Source organism: Enterococcus saccharolyticus subsp. saccharolyticus (genome assembly GCF_029023825.1).
GTDB classification, from domain to species: Bacteria; Bacillota; Bacilli; order Lactobacillales; family Enterococcaceae; genus Enterococcus_F; species Enterococcus_F saccharolyticus.
This window is the reverse complement of sequence record NZ_CP118957.1, coordinates 813,746-832,500: the sequence shown is the minus strand read 5'-3', so window position 1 is coordinate 832,500 and position 18,755 is coordinate 813,746. Positions and strand designations below refer to the sequence as shown.

General features: G+C 36.8%; 12 protein-coding genes, 1 rRNA gene and 1 pseudogene (1 of these 14 cut by a window edge). 1 reads left to right on the top strand and 13 read right to left on the bottom strand.

Translation table 11 applies throughout. The features are described 5' to 3' along the window. The 11 genes and pseudogenes from PYW32_RS04375 to dnaE (PYW32_RS04325) all read right to left on the bottom strand — a co-directional run. A 16S ribosomal RNA gene (locus PYW32_RS04375) occupies positions 1 to 710 on the bottom strand; it reaches 848 nt to the left of the window's first position. Positions 711 to 1,333: 623 nt separating this feature from the next. Continuing rightward, the gene (locus PYW32_RS04370) at positions 1,334 to 2,851 is read right to left on the bottom strand and encodes a sensor histidine kinase (protein ID WP_016175538.1); all 1,518 of its coding nucleotides are present in this window, start codon (positions 2,849 to 2,851) and stop codon (positions 1,334 to 1,336) included. After that, complete coding sequence (locus PYW32_RS04365; RefSeq protein WP_016175539.1) at positions 2,848 to 3,534, bottom strand: response regulator transcription factor; 687 nt, start codon at positions 3,532 to 3,534, stop codon at positions 2,848 to 2,850. Before PYW32_RS04365 ends, PYW32_RS04370 begins: the two co-directional genes overlap by 4 nt. A 140-nt stretch (positions 3,535 to 3,674) precedes the next feature. Beyond that, positions 3,675 to 5,096: an NADP-dependent phosphogluconate dehydrogenase gene (gene gndA, locus PYW32_RS04360; RefSeq protein WP_016175540.1), complete on the bottom strand. Its 1,422-nt coding sequence runs from the start codon at positions 5,094 to 5,096 to the stop codon at positions 3,675 to 3,677. Between the two features lie 191 nt (positions 5,097 to 5,287). After that, positions 5,288 to 5,467 (bottom strand): 50S ribosomal protein L32, encoded by a 180-nt coding sequence (gene rpmF, locus PYW32_RS04355; RefSeq protein WP_016175541.1) that lies wholly within the window; start codon positions 5,465 to 5,467, stop codon positions 5,288 to 5,290. 57 nt (positions 5,468 to 5,524) lie between these two features. Beyond that, positions 5,525 to 6,079 carry a YceD family protein gene (locus PYW32_RS04350; RefSeq protein WP_016175542.1) on the bottom strand — a complete coding sequence of 185 codons (555 nt, stop codon included), beginning with the start codon at positions 6,077 to 6,079 and terminating at the stop codon, positions 5,525 to 5,527. 229 nt (positions 6,080 to 6,308) lie between these two features. Continuing rightward, on the bottom strand, positions 6,309 to 8,093 hold the full coding sequence (gene pyk / locus PYW32_RS04345) for a pyruvate kinase (RefSeq protein ID WP_016175543.1): 1,785 nt from the start codon (positions 8,091 to 8,093) through the stop codon (positions 6,309 to 6,311). A gap of 75 nt (positions 8,094 to 8,168) precedes the next feature. After that, complete coding sequence (pfkA, locus tag PYW32_RS04340) at positions 8,169 to 9,131, bottom strand: 6-phosphofructokinase (protein ID WP_016175544.1); 963 nt, start codon at positions 9,129 to 9,131, stop codon at positions 8,169 to 8,171. 163 nt (positions 9,132 to 9,294) lie between these two features. Then, positions 9,295 to 11,016, bottom strand: a pseudogene (gene dnaE / locus PYW32_RS04335) (DNA polymerase III subunit alpha); the annotation flags it as partial. A 139-nt stretch (positions 11,017 to 11,155) separates the two neighbouring features. Further along, entirely contained in the window at positions 11,156 to 13,027 is a 1,872-nt protein-coding gene (gene ltrA, locus PYW32_RS04330) for a group II intron reverse transcriptase/maturase (RefSeq protein WP_016175546.1), read from the bottom strand. A 685-nt stretch (positions 13,028 to 13,712) separates the two neighbouring features. After that, the gene (dnaE, locus tag PYW32_RS04325; protein WP_016175547.1) at positions 13,713 to 15,320 is read right to left on the bottom strand and encodes a DNA polymerase III subunit alpha; all 1,608 of its coding nucleotides are present in this window, start codon (positions 15,318 to 15,320) and stop codon (positions 13,713 to 13,715) included. A gap of 110 nt (positions 15,321 to 15,430) precedes the next feature. Here dnaE (PYW32_RS04325) and PYW32_RS04320 point away from each other — a divergent pair, with 110 nt between their 5' ends. Next, positions 15,431 to 15,613, top strand: coding sequence for a YjzD family protein (locus PYW32_RS04320; RefSeq protein WP_016175548.1), 183 nt, complete (start codon positions 15,431 to 15,433; stop codon positions 15,611 to 15,613). A gap of 43 nt (positions 15,614 to 15,656) precedes the next feature. On the opposite strand, the gene PYW32_RS04315 is transcribed toward PYW32_RS04320, so the two are convergent. Together PYW32_RS04315 and PYW32_RS04310 are read right to left on the bottom strand one after the other, a co-directional pair. Next, positions 15,657 to 16,859, bottom strand: a complete 1,203-nt coding sequence (locus PYW32_RS04315; RefSeq protein WP_016175549.1) for a multidrug efflux MFS transporter — start codon at positions 16,857 to 16,859, stop codon at positions 15,657 to 15,659. Positions 16,860 to 17,130: 271 nt separating this feature from the next. Next, entirely contained in the window at positions 17,131 to 18,570 is a 1,440-nt protein-coding gene (locus PYW32_RS04310) for an NCS2 family permease (RefSeq protein ID WP_016175550.1), read from the bottom strand. Positions 18,571 to 18,755 lie beyond the last annotated feature (185 nt).

Here is an 18,755-nt window from a genome sequence, read left to right as displayed (position 1 = left end):
TTCACCGCTACACATGGAATTCCACTCTCCTCTTCTGCACTCAAGTCTCCCAGTTTCCAATGACCCTCCCCGGTTGAGCCGGGGGCTTTCACATCAGACTTAAGAAACCGCCTGCGCTCGCTTTACGCCCAATAAATCCGGACAACGCTTGCCACCTACGTATTACCGCGGCTGCTGGCACGTAGTTAGCCGTGGCTTTCTGGTTAGATACCGTCAAGGGATGAACATTCTCTTCTCATCCTTGTTCTTCTCTAACAACAGAGTTTTACGATCCGAAAACCTTCTTCACTCACGCGGCGTTGCTCGGTCAGACTTTCGTCCATTGCCGAAGATTCCCTACTGCTGCCTCCCGTAGGAGTCTGGGCCGTGTCTCAGTCCCAGTGTGGCCGATCACCCTCTCAGGTCGGCTATGCATCGTTGCCTTGGTGAGCCGTTACCTCACCAACTAGCTAATGCACCGCGGGTCCATCCATCAGTGACGCAAAAGCGCCTTTCAGCTTTCTCTCATGCGAGAAAAAGCATTATGCGGTATTAGCACCTGTTTCCAAGTGTTATCCCCCTCTGATGGGCAGGTTACCCACGTGTTACTCACCCGTTCGCCACTCCTCTTTTCCAATGAACCGAAGTTCGGCGGAAAAGAAGCGTTCGACTTGCATGTATTAGGCACGCCGCCAGCGTTCGTCCTGAGCCAGGATCAAACTCTCATAAAAAAATTTGAAACAATCTTGCGATTGTTAAGCTCATAAAAAATTAACTTTGCTAGCTATTTGCTTGCTTGTTGTATAACTTCTACCTCGTAGAAGTGTCCTACACAATTGGTTCGTTTGCTTGCTTTGTTCAGTTTTCAAAGGTCTACATTTGTTACTCTAGCAACTCTTATATCTTATCAGTTCGACAATCAATTGTCAACACTTTTTTAAAATATTTTTTCGAGAATTTTTCCTAAAACATTCTCAGTTGCATCAAGCGACTTTCTTATAATAACAATTAGTTTGTTATTTGTCAACAAGTTTTTTTCGATTTATTTATTGATAACTCAATGTTTTTCATCGTTTTGCTCTTGACGACTTTGTTATAATATCATGTGTTTTTTGTTTCGTCAACAACTTTTTTAAAATTATTTTTCAAAAATTATTTTAAGCTCGTCATTGAGGACATGTACTAATATAGCAAGTCTGAACCCAAAAAGCAACTAGAAACTGGCAATATTTTCCAAAAAAATATAGAAGCGAATTTTATAAAAAAACTTCGCTTCTATCGTTCGTAAAAACATTCTTTTTCATTCTAAATATGGCATGTCAGCCAATTAAATTTCGGATGTTTTAATTGTTACTTATTGAAATTCTGACATTTTTTTCGCAATAGGGATATAAATTCTAAAAATAGTGCCTTGTCCTAAACTACTTTCAGGAACTATTTTCCCTTTATAACTTTCTAAAAGTTGTTTTGCAATCGAAAGTCCTAATCCATTTCCACCTTTTGTTCGCGCACGCGCTTTGTCTACTCGATAAAAACGATTAAAGATTTTTGGCATATCTTCTTCCGATATTCCTTCTCCAAAATCTTGAATAACAATTTCAAAATCTTTCGCATTACTTGAAATAGAAACATGGACTTCATTTCGATCTGTCGAATACTTCACCGCATTATCCATAATAATAATTAGAATCTGTTCAAAATGATTCCTATAAATCTTCAACGTTTTTTCTGTTGGCAAGTCATCATCTAATGTAAAAACAAAATTTGGATATAACATCTTAAAATTATTAAAGACTTGATAAACAACTTCTTTAGCTTGCGTCGTCTCATTGCCATAATAAACATCCACTTGTTCAGCACGTGAAAGATCCAACATCTCTTGAACTAATGTCTTCATACGACTAATTTCTTGCAGGCTGGCAGCTAATGATTCTTCCAAAATCTCTGGATCATTTTTTCCCCAACGATTCAACATGTTTAAATGTCCTTCAATCACTGCTACTGGTGTGCGCAATTCATGAGACACATCTTCCACAAACTGTTCTTGTTGTTCCGTATATGAACGCATTCGATCTAGCATGCCATTAAAGATTTCTGCCATATCCGCTAATTCGTCATTTGTCTCAATTTTAGGCGTGTGAATATCTGTTTGTGGGTCTTCTTGAATTTTTTCCATAGTATCACGTAATATTTTTAACGGCTTTAAGAAATACGAAGATAAGAAATAACCTAAGACACTACTTACTATAATAGAAACAATTTCGATTACAATTAAAAGAATTAATAAACGTTCTCGGATGGCATAAAAAGAAGTGAGTTCATAAAAAGTTTGAACATAGCCAATCTTCTCACGAGTTTCTTTGGAATAAATAGGATGAACAATAATAAATCCTGTTAAACCATCAATCTCAACCACTGAAGGTTTCTTCACCTCTGTTTGGGTTAATTGTAAGTTTTTTTCGCGTGTTTTAAAAATCAACTCTTCACTTAAGTTATACACATAGAGAGTCAATTCTGGTTGTCCTAATTCAGAAATAAACGGATCAATATTCATTAGAATTCCTTCTAATGTCGATGTCCGGTCATACAAACGATTTTCACCATTCGCACTATTCGTTAAATTACGGTACGTGTTGACCAAACTTAACTGACTATTGGCATTTGCTAAACGAGAAACAACTTCATAAGTCGCTTGTTCAGCATTTTTTCGTTCTTTTTCAACGAATAAGGTCACGGCAGACTTATAAGTCATCACCGCGAAGATTGTAAACACAACAAATATAAAGAAAGAACTGGCAAAAGCCCATTTGATAGTCAAAGAAGGCTTTTGTAGTTCTCGTATCTTCAATATTCTTAATTTCAAACGTTTCATGAACGCATCACATAACCAGTTCCACGAACAGTCTGAATATAGCTTTCGTCTCCAGGAACATCAATTTTGTTACGTAGATAGCGAATATAAACATCAACTACGTTTGTTTCAACTTCTGTTTCGTAACCCCAAACTTTATTTAATAGCACGTCTCTAGCTAATACAACATTGACATTTTCCATTAAAGTTAATAGTAATTCATATTCACGTTTTGTTAATTCAATAATTTCAGAGCCACGTCGAACGACACGATTTTCTTTTTCAATTGTTAAATCACGATAGGTAATCGTTGTTTGTTTCGCAACATTTTTATCACCTTCAATATCGATTCGACGTAATAATGCGCGTAAACGTGCTAATAATTCTTCGATAGCAAATGGCTTCACAATATAGTCGTCAGCACCATGATCTAATCCAGATACGCGGTCAATCACAGAATCTCTAGCTGTCATCATGATGATTGGTGTATTCTTTACTTGACGAATACGACGGCACACTTCTAGTCCGTTTAGTTCAGGTAACATTAAATCAAGCAAAATTGCATCCCATTCACTATTCAGTGCAGCATCCAAACCTGTTCTGCCGTTATAGTGAACTTCTGTTTTGTACCCCTCATGCTTCAATTCTAATTCTACAAATCGAGCGAGGTTCTTTTCATCTTCTATGATTAGAATATTACTCATTTAATTATATTCCCCTTTTGTCAGTCATTACATATTAAAATGTTACCTCGATTTTATCATGGATAGCCAAATTAAAAAAGAGATTGGTCTATTTCTTCTCATAATAGACAAACCTCTTTCTTTTTTAATAAAAATTGTTCTTATTTTTCATCATACCATGAATAATGGAAGATACCTTCACGATCTGTACGTTCGTACGTATGGGCACCAAAGTAATCACGTTGGGCTTGGATCAAGTTTGCTGGTAAACGATCTGAACGATACGAATCAAAGTATGAAATTGCTGATGAGAATGTTGGCACAGGAACACCTGATTGAACGGCTAAAGCCACGACATCACGAACTGCTTGTTGGTAGTTCGCTGTAATATCTTTGAAGTAATCATCCAACAACAAGTTTTCTAAATCAGCTTCTTTGTCATAAGCATCCGTAATTTTTTGTAAGAATTGCGCACGGATAATACATCCTTCACGCCAGATTTTAGCAATTTCACCAAATGGTAAGTCCCACTTGTATTCTTTTGACGCAGAACGCAATTGAGCAAATCCTTGCGCGTAACTCATAATTTTACTGAAGTACAGTGCTTGACGAATTTTTTCAACAAGCTCTTTTTTATCTCCCGCATAAGCCGATGCTTCTGGTTTTGGCAAGACGTTACTTGCTTGAACACGTTCTTCTTTATACGCCGAAATGTAACGAGCGAAAACTGATTCGGTGATTAATGGCAATGGTACACCTAAATCTAACGCACTTTGACTCGTCCATTTTCCAGTACCTTTGTTGCCTGCAGCATCTAAGATGACATCCACGATTGGTTTGCCAGTTCCTAAATCATCTTTACGCGTTAAGATATCGGCAGTAATTTCGATTAAGAAACTATCCAATTCGCCTGTATTCCACTCGGCAAAGATTTCGGCCATTTCTTCTACAGAAAGGCCTAAAATGTTTTGCATTAAATCATACGATTCTGCAATTAATTGCATATCACCATACTCGATACCATTATGCACCATTTTCACGTAATGACCCGCGCCATCTGGCCCGATATAAGTCACACAAGGAGAACCATCTTCTGCTTTTGCAGAAATTTGTTCTAAAATAGGTGCGACTAATTCGTAAGCTTCTTTTTGTCCACCAGGCATAATCGATGGACCTTTTAAGGCGCCTTCTTCCCCACCAGATACTCCTGTTCCGATAAAGTTAATACCAGAATCTGCTAATTCATTGCTACGACGGATTGTGTCTTGGAAGAACGTATTCCCACCATCGATTAACACGTCGCCTTTATCTAAATGTGGTAATAACGATTGAATCGTTGCATCTGTCCCGCGACCTGCTTGAACCATTAAAACAATTCGACGTGGTTTTTCGATAGCATCAACGAATTCTTCCACGCTGTAAGTTCCTTTTAAGTTTTTATCGGGATTTTCATTGACCACTTCTTCTGTTTTTGATCCTGTACGGTTGTATAAAGCAACAGAATAGCCGCGGCTTTCGATGTTTAGCGCTAAGTTTTTACCCATTACGGCCATTCCAACAACGCCAATTTGTTGTTTTGTCATCTGTACTCCTCCTATATCAATCATTGGAAATTTTTAACCTCTTTTATTATAACTCAAAATGCTGTTCATTCAAATGAAAACTATTCTAAGGTTGATAATTTTTTGGAATTTTGCGAAAATAAAATGAAAAAAATAAACCTTAGGCCCCATGGTTAGCCTAAGGTTTGAAATTCATTTTCTGAAAAAATGAATTAAGCTTCTTTTGTTGCTACATCTTTACCATCGTAATGTCCACAGTTTCCGCAAACGTGGTGGCTTTTTTTCAATTCACCACAGTTTGGACATTCGTTTAAACCGTTGATAGATAATTTGTAGTGTGTACGACGTTTAGCTTTTTTAGCTTTTGAAGTTCTTCTAGCTGGTACTGCCATTTTGCTACACCTCCTTAAAATTGCAAGCAACCAATTTGATTGCGATATATTCCAATCTTACTCTTCTTCCTCTTTGAATAAAGCGGATAGTTTTGCAAGACGAGGATCGATAGTTGTTTGTTCTTGTGATTCTTGTTGACGTTGGAAATCAGCTTCTGAAATGACTGCCCAGTCATCACCTGAAGGCAAATCATTAGAGGCTTTTTCAGCTTCCGTCAAGACTTGCATCGGAATCTCAAGTAAAATATTATCAGCGACAGAATCATCTAAATCCAACGTTTGAGTTTCTAATAATAAAATCTCTTCTTCTGGAAGGAGGTCATCTCTTTGCTGATATTGCTCTGGTGTCATGAATACCTCATTGACTGAAAATTGCAATGGTAATTCTACAGGCTCGAGAGAACGAGTAGACGGTAATGTAATGACTGTATCCACTGTATAATGTAAGATATAGTCTTTTTTACTTACAGTTACCAATCCTTGCACTTTAACTGGAGCTAAATCGATTATTTGATTATCCCGCCCCATCAATTCGTTTTTAAGATCTAATGTCTCTTCAAACGTTAGCGGCATGTCTTGATATTTTCTTAATTCTAATAAAGACCATTTCATTTTTTCATCACCTCTAAGCAACAAAAGCTATTATACAGAGGTTATTTCCCTTTGTCAATGAAATTTTCTTGACACCTTTTTCATTTTTCAAAAATAGACTTGAATTGTTATTTTTAAGCTATTTTTGAATGAAAAACATCTCATTTTCTTCTAGGAATTCTCTTCTTTGTTGCTATTTTTTACAAAAAAAAGCAGGGATTGTTTACTTCCCTGCTTTTCAATACAACGATTAGATTGCTGTTGTTTCTCCACGGTAGATAATACCACGACGAGGGTCTACAGTTACTAATTCACCGTCTTGGATAATTGTTGTTGCATCTTTGGCACCAACGATTACTGGAAGGTCTTTAGCAATACCGACAACAGCTGCGTGTGAAGTCAATCCGCCATCTTCAACAACTAATGCTGCTGCTTTTTCGATTGCTGGCATGTATTCTTTATCTGTTGTAGGTACAACTAATACCATACCGTCTTTCGCTTTAGCAATTGCTTCTTCTGCATTTGATGCAACAACTGCGTTTGCAACAATTGCGCGTCCACCAACACCTTGTGCTTCAATTAATTTAGAACCGATTAATTGAATTTTCATTACGTTTGTTGTTCCACGTTCACCAACTGGTACACCGGCTGTGATAAGGATTAAGTCGCCTTCTTCAGCGAAACCTAATTCAACAGCTTTTTTAGTTGCTAAGTCGAACATTTCATCTGTTGTAGATGGTTTTTCAGTAACAGTTGGGTATACGCCCCAGTTTAACATCAAACCACGTTTTGTACGATCATCAAAAGTTACAGCTAAGATATCTGCATCTGGACGGTATTTAGAAATCATTTTAGCAGTGTGTCCTGATTCAGTTGCAGCTACAATACATTTAACGCCTAAGTTTTTCGCAGCACGAGCCACAGATAAACCGATTGTTTCAGTTACGTCTGTTTTATCAAATTGGTTGATTTGATATGTGCCTAATTTAAGCATTGATTTTTCAGCTTCTTCATCAATACGAGCCATTGTTGCAACAGCTTCTACTGGGTAAGAACCATTTGCAGACTCACCTGATAACATTGTTGCATCTGTACCATCAAATACTGCGTTGGCCACGTCAGAAGCTTCCGCACGTGTTGGACGTGGATTTGATTGCATAGATTCTAACATTTGAGTCGCTGTAATAACTGCTTTACCAGCAGCGTTACATTTTTTAATGATGTCTTTTTGAACCATTGGTACGAATTCAGCAGGAATTTCTACACCCATGTCGCCACGAGCAACCATGATACCGTCAGAAACTTTTAAAATTTCTTCGATATTGTCGATACCTTCTTGAGATTCAATTTTCGAGAAAATTTGAACGTGTGTCATATTTTTCTCTTCTAAGATTTCACGGATTTCTAAAACGTCTTGTGCTTTACGAACAAAACTTGCAGCGATAAAGTTGATTTCATGATCTAAACCAAAACGAATATCTTCTGCATCTTTTTCAGTAATCCCTGGTAAGCTGATTGAAATACCTGGAGCGTTAACCCCTTTACGAGAACCTAACATACCATTGTTTTTAACTTCTACTACTAATTCACGGTTAGCTTCGTCTTTTTCGATAACTTCCATGTCGATTAAACCATCATCAAATAAGATGTGTCCACCTACACGTGCATCGTCGAATAATCCAGGATAAGTCACTGAGATTTTTTCTTTTGTTCCTTTTAGTTCTGGATCCATTGCAATACGAGTGATGTCGCCTACGTTAAACTTGATGTAGCCAGCGCGTCCGTAGTCTTCATCTGTTGTATCTTGAACAGTTGTACGAATTTCAGCACCTTTTGTATCTAAAAGAATTGCCACATCTTTCCCTGTTACTTCTACTGCTTCACGAACTAAGTTCATACGAGCTAATTGTTCTTCATGATCTCCGTGAGAGAAATTGAAACGGAATGCATTTGCGCCTGATTCGATTAATTGAGAGATAATTTCCACAGTATTACTAGCTGGTCCTAATGTGCTAACGATTTTTGTTTTTTTCATTGAATGTTATGCTCCTATTCGTTTTTTTATAACAGCTTAATGCCTTTTACTCAAAACAATACAATCTTTGTTTGCTTAGAATGATAATTCTTGGTTCAATGCGTATAATGAAAGGTCTGGTTTATGTTTGCCATTTTCTAATGTATCAATAATGTCAGAAGCAACAACTTTATTGTCTAACATACCTACACATAGTCCACCTTTACCTTGTTGCAATAATTCAACAGCGTAGCCACCAAATTTACTTGCAAGAACGCGGTCACGCGCACTTGGTGATCCACCACGTACTACGTGTCCTAAAATAGTTACACGTGCATGGAAATCGCCGTACTCGTTTAATTTGTCTGCAAATTCGTTTCCACCCATTACACCTTCAGCTAAAACAATTAAGCAATGTTTTTTGCCTCGGTCGCGGCCTTCTTGGATACGTTTTGCAACTGTTGACATATCAAAGTCATGTTCTGGAATAATGATTTCGTCTGCGCCACCTGCAACACCAGCCCATAAAGCGATGTCACCTGCGTTACGTCCCATTACTTCGATGATGAATGTACGTACGTGAGAAGTAGCAGTATCACGGATGCGGTCTAATGAGTCTAATACAGTATTAATTGCTGTATCAAAACCAATTGTGAAGTCAGTTCCTGGAATATCATTATCGATTGTTCCTGGGATACCCACAGCTGGATAACCACGTTTTGTTAAAGCTAGTGCGCCATGGTAAGAACCGTCCCCACCAATAACAACTAACCCTTCAATACCGTGTGCTTTTAATTGTTCAATTCCTTTTAGCTGTCCTTCTTCTGTTGCGAATTCAGGATAGCGTGCAGAATATAAGAACGTTCCTCCTCGTTGAATCTTATCGCCAACGTCAGCAATTGTTAACGGGCGGATATCACCTGCAACTAATCCGGCAAAACCATAGTTAATTCCATAGACTTCCATTCCATTGAAAATAGCTTTACGGGTTACCGCACGAATCGCAGCATTCATACCAGGTGCATCTCCGCCACTGGTTAAGATTCCGATGCGTTTCATATTCAATTTCACCTCATCAAATTTATATTTTAGTAAATTCCAATTAATTGCTTTAATAAGCATTAACTACGACTAGTATTTTACCATTAATTGTGACAAATGTCTTGAAATATGGAGAAAAAAACCAAAAAAATGAAAATATAAAATGAAAAATTACAGAAAATCAACGAAATACCACATTATCAGCCCCTAAAAGCTGTTTCAAAGCCATTTCTGACTTGTCTGTATAAACAATCCAACTTTTTTCATCCAACAATTGTTTCTTATGTGTTGCTTCAAAAAAGAGAATAACAGGGACATTTCCAGTATATTCTGTCAGTATTTGTGCCAGTTCAGGTAAGACATCTTGTTCTTCTTGTGCGCTAATTCGCAAATAACACGTTTTATCTGCAATCGTTTCTTCAATTTGATTAGCTTGCTCCACTCGTGAAGCTAAAATTTGTAATTCTCCATTAAATGAACTCGTCTCTACTTTTCCTTCTATATACAAGACTTGGTTGATAGCCACATTGCTTCGAATGCGACGATAAAGTGCCGGAAAAACTGTCACAGAAATCTCGCCACTTGCATCATTTCCTTCAAAAAACGCCATTTGTTCCCCTTTTTTCGTTCGAATTTCACGTATATTTTTAATATACAATAAAACATGTGCTGGCTGATTACTCACTACTTCCGCGACATCTTGAATGTTTTTTCGTTGACGAATTTTGGAAAATTGTTGCACCGGATGCCCCGATAAATAAACACCTAGTAGTTCTTCTTCAAGTGCTAACTTTTCTTCTAAAGTATAATCTGGCATGGTTTGATCTTTTAATGCCATCATACCAAGCAATTCCATACTACCACCGCTGTAGAGTACATTTTGAATTTTTCCTTCTAGTTGATGAATCGCTTGTTGACGATTTGGTTCAATTTCATCAAACGCCCCCACTGAAATCAAAGGAATAATCAACTCTTCTTTCAACCATTTACTATTTCGTTGATTTAAACGCACTAAAAATTGGTCTAAAGAAACAAACCGACCATTTGTCTTTCTTTCCTCTAAAATATCGGCTAAGAAATCACGACGAACCCCTTTAATCGTTCCTAAGCCAAAACGAATTTCCGTCAAAGAGAGCAACCAAAAACCATAACTACTTTGATTGATGGATGGAGGCAATAATTGAATGTTACGTTTTTGTGCTTCATTCATATATTCTTTCACTTTGGTAGGGTTATGACGAACGGATTGCAACAACGCTTTAAAAAATGGTGCGGGATAGTGTACTTTTAAATAAGCCATTTGAAACCCAACAAATGAGTACGCAAACGCATGCGATCGGTTAAAACCGTAATCAGCAAAACGTTCGATGTAATCATACACTTCATTGGCTTTGGCTTCTGGATAGCCATTAGTCATCGCTCCAGTGACAAAATGACGTCTTTCTTCGTCTAAGACATCTTTTTTCTTTTTACTAATCGCACGCCGTAAAATATCGGCTTGTCCTAGCGTAAATCCCGCCATTTGCGAAGCGACTTGCATAATTTGTTCTTGATAGACCATAATGCCATACGTATTTTCTAAAATTGGCTGTAAATGTTCATCAGGATACGTGATTTTTTCTTTGCCTTGTTTCCGACGAATAAATGTATCGATATTTTGCATTGGTCCTGGTCGATACAGTGCATTAACCGCAGCAATGTCTTCAATATTTTCAGGATGCAAGCGACGCAAAACATTACGAATACCCGCAGATTCAAATTGGAAAACGCCCGCGGTCTCCCCGCGTTGAAATAAAGCTAATGTTGGTTCATCATCCAAAGAGATATCTTTTTGTGTAAAAGCTTGTTTCGTTAGTTGCCGAATGCCTTGTAAAGTATCATCAATGATGGACAGATTACGCAATAGCGATAGGTAGGTTTCTTCATCAGCATTACCTGTTATGATTACTCCCTTTCCCCCGCTTCACACCGTACGTGATAGTTTCCCATCATACGGCGTTCCATCGTTCCCTTCTTGAATACTAATTAGTTGATATTACTACCTATTTGTTTTTCCAAATTTTAACCTCTAACCACTCTCTGACAGTAGTTTCTTCAAGTTTATAATTGTTAGCTCTTATTCTAAGGTTGTTTAAGTTTGTTACTACTCTTTTAATGGTATTTTTTGAATCTTTAATTATGTGAATGTACTTTTTAATTGTTTCTTCACTTGTCGCATGTATTAACTTATGAATATCTTTATGAACAATTCTTAAATTCTCATATTTATCATCTCCACCATTTTCTCGTGGAATAACATGATGACAATGTAGATTATCTAATTCAAGTTCAATCTGAGTGACTTCGCATTTCATATTTGTCATGGACGCACGTGAAATTCGATTGTCGTTATATTCAACCGTTTCATTGGCATTAAATCTTTTTGCCATTTCAATTGCTAGTACATCTGTTTTTGATTTTAATGCTTTGTTCGAGTATTCTCGTCCTTGCATTGTATAATCACAAGTGGTTTGTTTAAAGTTCATTGTTGATTTGTGTTTCACATAATGAATTGGGTAAATATATTTCCCAAACATTAACCAAGTTTTACTTTTAGAATTACCGTAAAACTTTTTGTAAATCGAATCAGTTATATTACTGTTTGGGATTTCTTGTTTACCGTATTTATTAAAAGAGTTGTACATATATCTTAGTAGTTTCCAACCTATTTGCTTGAAATCTAAGCTAACATACGTTGCAATGTTGTAGTATTCGTGAATACCTAGTGTCATGCTGTTTAATTCTGCAACATATTTTATATTTTGAGTTTTCTTTATCTTGTTAATTTTGTCCTTATAGACTTGCAAGATTTTATTAAATCTTTTATCCGCGATTCTTGATTGTGCAACATAACCATGTTTACTTTTTGGTCTAGTTATAACCTTGACCTTAATACCTAAGAAATCTGAATAGTTTTTTCTAAGATTTACTATTTTAGATTTTTCTTTGCTGATTTTAAGTTTTAGTCTTTTAGCAAGCCATTCTTCAACTGCAATAAATATTTTCTTTGCAACGGTATAACTTCTGCAAACAATTTTGAAATCATCTGCATATCTTACCAAAAAGAATTCTTTTAGTTTTGATTTTTTCATTGCATTGTATTTATTTAATTGCGTGTATTCATGATGTGTTGGATGTGTTTCCCATTGAGAGCTAATCCACCAATCTAATTCGTTTAACACAATATTAGAAAGTAACGGTGATAATATTCCTCCTTGTGGTGTACCTTTATTCGGAATACCTTCGCCCTGTATAGGTGCTTTAAGCATTAATTTGATGATTTTAAGTAATTTAAAATCTTTAATACCTAAAGCTATCATCTGTTTAATCAGTTTGTTATGGCTGACATTATCGAAAAATCCTTTAATGTCTATATCTACTACATAGTGTAGACCTGCTTGATTAACTAAACTATTAAGTCTTGCTATGGCATGTTTTGTACTTCTATTTGGTCTAAAACCATAACTATGCGGATGAAACTTCGCTTCACATATCGGTTCAAGAACTTGTTTAAGACATTGTTGCACTAATCTGTCAATCATAGATGGAATGCCTAACGGTCTAGTATCACCATTTTCTTTAGGTATGAATACTCGTCTAACTGTATCTGGTTTAAAATTGTTAAGTTTATCTTTCACAATTCTAATGTATTCTTTTAAAGATTCTTTTTTAAAATCTTGAATAGTTATACCGTCAGTTCCAGCGGTTTTACTGCCTGTATTAGATTTAATAATTCTAAAAGCTAATTTAATGTTGTTTTCACTTGCAATAATATCCATAAGGTTTTTAAATTCAACTTGGTTTGATGAATCATTGTACAATCCATCGAAAATATCTTGCATTTGGTAGTATTGATTGTATCTGTATATATTCATTTCGCTGGGCAACCTCCTTTTATAAATCTAGAGGTAGTTGTTTCCCTGTCATACTCGAAAAGCGAAATAGTTTATCAATTAATTAATATCTCATGAAACGACTAGAGCCTATCCCTCCACCACTTATTATCATGGTTTCATTGGTACTGTGACTCCACTCTCACTAGCGTTAAATAACTTATAGATAAAATATCTTTTCGTTATACTTGCCCCTCATATAAGGTTTAAATAGCAATCACTAGCTTTCTACGTTCCGTAATTCCTAGTATTGATAAGACTTAGGTTTCTTCTTTGACCCTGCTTGCATTATACTCTCTTTGTTGAGTATCAGGAATTTCGCTTAGGACATGACTACTTTTCCCTATCAAGCATACCGCATCGGTACTACATAACCATCTCAGGTTATATAACTTCTTCTAGAGCCTTACATTCGAAGATTCGTCAGTGGTGTTGAACCACATTCTAACCATATCCTACCACCGCCCGCCTACTCTATACTTCGGTTCATTTCCCTTAGTATTCGACGACTTCACCCAGCTTCACACATCATATTTTATATGAAACATAATGCATGTGGGATATTAGCGTGGTGTTTCGAGCAAACATGACTGCTCTCATTCCAACCATCAGAATTACAGTTTTCTAACAAGTTATCCCCGATTACCATTTCTGATAATCTTTCAAACTAACGTATCGCACACCCTAAGAAATCCATTTTCAATAACCCAACCGTCTCTACATCGTTCATCGTAAATTGTGTTAACCAGATTTCTTCTGAACCTGCTTGTAACGGCACAAGGTCTACCAATTTATCATCGCTAATGACCACTCCTGCCGCATGGGTTGACACATGGCGTGGCAAACCTTCTAGAGTTTTAGCGACTTGATAAATGCGCGTATTGCGTTCATTTAATTCGACTAATTCTCGTAAAGCTTTCGATTCTTGATACGCCCTGTCTAATGTCATTTTTAACGCATTAGGAATCGCGCGTGACCAACGATTGGCTTCGCTTTGAGACAAACCAAACACACGTCCGACATCGCGTAAAACCATTTTCGCTGCCATCGTCCCAAAAGTCGCAATTTGCGCAACGTGCTCTTGACCATATTTATTTTTTACATATAACAACACTTCTTCTCGGCGATTATCAGGAATATCTAAATCGATATCTGGCATCGTATAGCGTTCTGGATTTAAAAAACGTTCAAACAATAACTGATATTGAATGGGGTCTACATCGGTAATAGATAAGACATACGCCACAAGTGAACCAGCAGCAGATCCTCGTCCAGCACCTGTGACAATTTGTTCTCGATGAGCAAAGGCCATCACATCCCAAATAATTAAAAAATAATCATCAAAGCCCATTTTATGGATGACGGATAGCTCATATTCCAAGCGCTCTTGGTAACGAGCATCTGCTTGTGGAATACGCTCAGATAACAAACGAAAACAAAGCTCACGCAAATAGTTGTCGGCTGATTGATTGTCTAAAGGATAATGAGGCAATAATGTTTGATGAATCGGTAATTCCAATTGGCAATTGTCGGCGATTTTTAGTGTATTTTGCCAAGCTTCTGGAAAATGTTCCGCATACCACGCTTGTTGCTGGTTAGCTGCGCTTAAACTGTGATCGGTCAGCTGTTCAATTTCTTGCCGTAAATCCTCTATTTGAGTGCCCTCTTTAATGCGATGCAAGACATTCACCGCAAAAGCTTCTTCTTTATGCAATGAATTAATTAAATGGTACGCTGCAGGCGCTACTCGTTGTGAAGCAAGCCATTCTTGGACAGGTAAAATAGGTTGTTGATAAGCAATGCCATAAAAGAAGTCATCGTTACCAAACTGTTCTTGAAATGCTTGCAAACGTTTGGTAGCTTGTTGCACATCACTTGAAAACAACACTGTTAACTCATTTTCATTCGGCAATACTGCAATCACATCATCCATGGGTTTGAATGACTCTAATGACACAGCTCCTGTAATCATTTTTTGACTAGAAAGTTTCATTAATTGTTGGTAGCCTGCATAATTTTTAGCGAATAGAAAAATGGCGTGTTCTTGTTCGGTGATTGGTGATTGATACCGCAAGAATAACCCCACAATCCCTTTCATCCCTTCTTTTTGGCAGGCTTGCATAAATTCTAAAGCACCATGTAAATTATCGCTATCGGTCATACCTAATTGTTGATACCCGAGTTGTTTCGCTAGAGTGACGTATTGAGGAATTTTAATCGTACTTTGTAGCAAAGAATACGCCGTCGTTGTCGTTAATTGCGCGGCACGTGTCATATGGATTCCTCCTAAATAATATTCTTTATTGAAAAACGTGAAAATCTTTACAAGTCTTAAAAATGTGGTAAACTAAAAGCAACATTTCAAGTTTGAAAGAAGGTGTAGCAATGCACTACATTGTAACGTTTGTTTGGGCAATCGTGTTAGGTCAAATCGTTGGTTTCCTTGGCGGGGCTTTATCTAAATCTCCTTACGATTTCAAAATGACCTTAATCGCTTCTATTATCGTAGCAATTTTTGTCATCATCATTGGAGAATTTGCCGTACCAAAAGAGAAAAAACAAGCATAAAAAAGACCAGTTACATTTTATTGTAACTGGTTTTTTTTTCTTTTCAACTAATTGTATCTTTTTTCAAATACTTTCTAAAATTAACTAGTGACAAACAAATGTTAAACCCTACAAAGCAACTGGTTACCCAAAACACTGCTGGATAACCCATGCTATGCGCCACTGTAGATCCAACTAAAGGTCCAAGTACTTGACCAAAATTCATAAACATTTGATTGTAACTATAAATTCGACTAACTCCTTCTGGCGGCGAAATTTTACTAATCAAGGTATTAACGGAAGGCATTAACGCCCCTGTTGAAAAACCTAGTAAAAATCGCAACACACCTAATTGAAAAGGTGTTTGAACAAAGCCCATGGGAATAAAGCAAAGTAAAGAAAACACTAGACCACCTAATAAAATTTTATGATTTCCAATTCGATCACCCAATCGGCCCAAAATGGGGGAGGAAATAATGGCAGAGACACCTGCAATCGAAACAATCATCCCACTGACAAACAACACATTTCCCGTATCACCACTTAACTGACGAATATACAACGTTAAAATTGGACTAATGCTTGTAATACCAATTTGTAGAATTAACGAAGTAATAAATAAACCAATCATGACTTGTGAATTTGTCATTTTTTCAAACAATTGCTTCATTGTCAGCATTTCTTGTTTTTCAATCGGTACAAAATCTTCTTTCACCATGAAAATAGTTAATAACGACGTGATAAATAGAACAACTCCGGTAATGATAAAAACATTTTTAATCCCAAAACCTTCAGCAAGAGCACCGCCCATCGAAGGACCAATTAAATTACCTGCAATCGCGCCTGTTGCCAAGGTTCCTAATGCCCAACCACTTTTTTCACGTGGTGCTTGAGAAGCTATCAATGCCGTGGCATTTGGCACATAACCAGATAACACACCTGTAAAGAAACGCATAATTAACAACCAATAAACGTTCGGCACAAACGCTAATGACCCCATTGTTAGTGTCATCCCAATCGATGCCCGAATCATCATCAAACGACGACCTTTTTGATCGGCTAAATTCCCCCAAATGGGTGCAACAATTGCTGCGGCAAATGCCGTTACTGAAATCGCCAACCCTGAGAAAAGCTCAATCTGATTTTTGGGTGCCCCTAACTCCTCAATATATATGGGAATAAAAGGCATAACTAAACTAAAACTCGCTCCTGTAAAGAAACAGCCTATCCAAGAAATTAGTAAATTTCTTTTCCAATCTACTTTCATACACAAACCTTCTTTCTACTCAAATATAGACTATTTTCATGAATTTTCAAACTCATTAAACCGAAATACCGAGAGAAGCGTTCGTTACAAAAAAATTTCATTATTTTTTAACCAATAGAAAAAGGTCGCTCGTTGTTTCCACGAAAAGCTCCCTTTATGATTAAACTTTTTTAATCTCTTACATTTATTATAGAAGTTTAAAGAAAACTCTTCAACCTTCTACTCTTTTAGACAAAAAAACACTCTTCAAAAAAATGAAGAGTGTTGGGTTTTAACCTAATAATGCTAAAATAATAAAATTCAAAATAAACAACGCATTGACAAACCATAAAATTGGTGAGACTTCGTTAGCTTTGCCTTTGACTACTTTAACAATTGCGAAGAAAATGAATCCGACTGCAATTCCATAAGAAATGCTGTAACATAGGCCCATAAAGATTGATGCGAAGAAAGCTGGGACAGCCTCTTCTAAATTAGTCCATTCAATATCTTTAAAGGATGCCATCATCATGACCCCGACTAAAATTAAAGCGGGTGCTGTTGCTTGTGCTGGCACAATCGCAATCAATGGTGAGAATAAACTACTTAAAGCAAATAATCCCGCTACAACAACAGAAGTTAAACCTGTACGCCCGCCAGCACCGATTCCAGCTGCGGATTCAACGAATGTCGTAGTATTTGAGGTACCAAAAATTGCTCCAATAGAAGTAGCTGCAGCATCGGCAAACAATGCACGATCCATTTTTGTGCTAAAACCTTTGCTATCTTCCAAAGCTGCTTCATCTTCTTTAGAGAAAATACCGGTACGGCGACCTGTTCCAATGAAGGTCCCAATCGTATCAAACGTATCTGATAAACTAAACGCAATAATCGTCATCACCACTTGCGGAATTTTAGAAGAGTCACTAAACAAAGATTGCATCCCTTCTGCTCCAAAAGCTGCCCCAAATGTGGTTTTTAATTCACCAATAGAACTACCTAATGAATTAGCTTTCCAATCAATGCTGCTTAAATCAACCACACCCATCAAAATTCCAATAATCGTTGTCCCAACAATTCCTAATAAGACCGCTCCACGAACATTCATCACAACCAAAACAGTCATCAAAACTAAACCAATTAATGACAGCAACACGGGTGCATTATTGAAGTTGGTTAATGCTGGAACAATCCCACCACTCATTGTGACATTTACAGCCTCACCGTTTTCAACAGCAGAACTGGTAATCACATCTGAACTCGCTGAAAAATTTAATAAATTTGCATTTTTAAGACCTACATAAGCAACAAAGATACCAATCCCGCCACCAATAGCATTTTGCATGCTTTCAGGAATCGCACGGATAATCATTTTACGAATTTTAGTAATCGTAATAAAAATGTTAATTAATCCACAAATAAAGACCATCGCTAATGCTTGTTGCCATGTATACCCTAGACCAAACACGACTGTAAACGTGAAAAAAGCATTTAAGCCCATTCCTGGTGCTTGTGCATAAGGCACATTTGCAAATAGTCCCATAATCAAAGTACCGATGATTGATGCAATAATCGTTGCTAAGAACACAGCCTGAAATGGCATACCTGATGCCGATAAAATAGACGGATTAACAAATAAAATATAGCTCATTGCAAAAAAGGTTGTAATCCCCGCGACGAATTCTGTTGATACAGTTGTTTTGTTTTCCTTTAATTTGAAAAACTTTTCCATGATACATCTTCACTCCTAAATATAATTAGACCTCAGAAAGAAAAAAGAAAATAAAGGCAATTTTAAGCTTTCCGCTGAACAATTACTGATTATAGTTAGCCTCAAATGTTTTTTCAACATTTTATTAACAAAATATTTGATAAATATACAAATCGTTCGTGTTTAGCCACTATTTTTTCTCATCA

What these genes read in the sequence shown, in the direction of transcription:
- PYW32_RS04370 (WP_016175538.1), bottom strand. Translation starts at nt 2,851, where the DNA reads ATGAAACGTTTGAAATTAAGAATATTGAAGATACGAGAACTACAAAAG.
- PYW32_RS04365 (WP_016175539.1), bottom strand. Translation starts at nt 3,534, where the DNA reads ATGAGTAATATTCTAATCATAGAAGATGAAAAGAACCTCGCTCGATTT.
- gndA (WP_016175540.1), bottom strand. Translation starts at nt 5,096, where the DNA reads ATGACAAAACAACAAATTGGCGTTGTTGGAATGGCCGTAATGGGTAAA.
- rpmF (WP_016175541.1), bottom strand. Translation starts at nt 5,467, where the DNA reads ATGGCAGTACCAGCTAGAAGAACTTCAAAAGCTAAAAAAGCTAAACGT.
- PYW32_RS04350 (WP_016175542.1), bottom strand. Translation starts at nt 6,079, where the DNA reads ATGAAATGGTCTTTATTAGAATTAAGAAAATATCAAGACATGCCGCTA.
- pyk (WP_016175543.1), bottom strand. Translation starts at nt 8,093, where the DNA reads ATGAAAAAAACAAAAATCGTTAGCACATTAGGACCAGCTAGTAATACT.
- pfkA (WP_016175544.1), bottom strand. Translation starts at nt 9,131, where the DNA reads ATGAAACGCATCGGAATCTTAACCAGTGGCGGAGATGCACCTGGTATG.
- ltrA (WP_016175546.1), bottom strand. Translation starts at nt 13,027, where the DNA reads ATGAATATATACAGATACAATCAATACTACCAAATGCAAGATATTTTC.
- dnaE (WP_016175547.1), bottom strand. Translation starts at nt 15,320, where the DNA reads ATGACACGTGCCGCGCAATTAACGACAACGACGGCGTATTCTTTGCTA.
- PYW32_RS04320 (WP_016175548.1), top strand. Translation starts at nt 15,431, where the DNA reads ATGCACTACATTGTAACGTTTGTTTGGGCAATCGTGTTAGGTCAAATC.
- PYW32_RS04315 (WP_016175549.1), bottom strand. Translation starts at nt 16,859, where the DNA reads ATGAAAGTAGATTGGAAAAGAAATTTACTAATTTCTTGGATAGGCTGT.
- PYW32_RS04310 (WP_016175550.1), bottom strand. Translation starts at nt 18,570, where the DNA reads ATGGAAAAGTTTTTCAAATTAAAGGAAAACAAAACAACTGTATCAACA.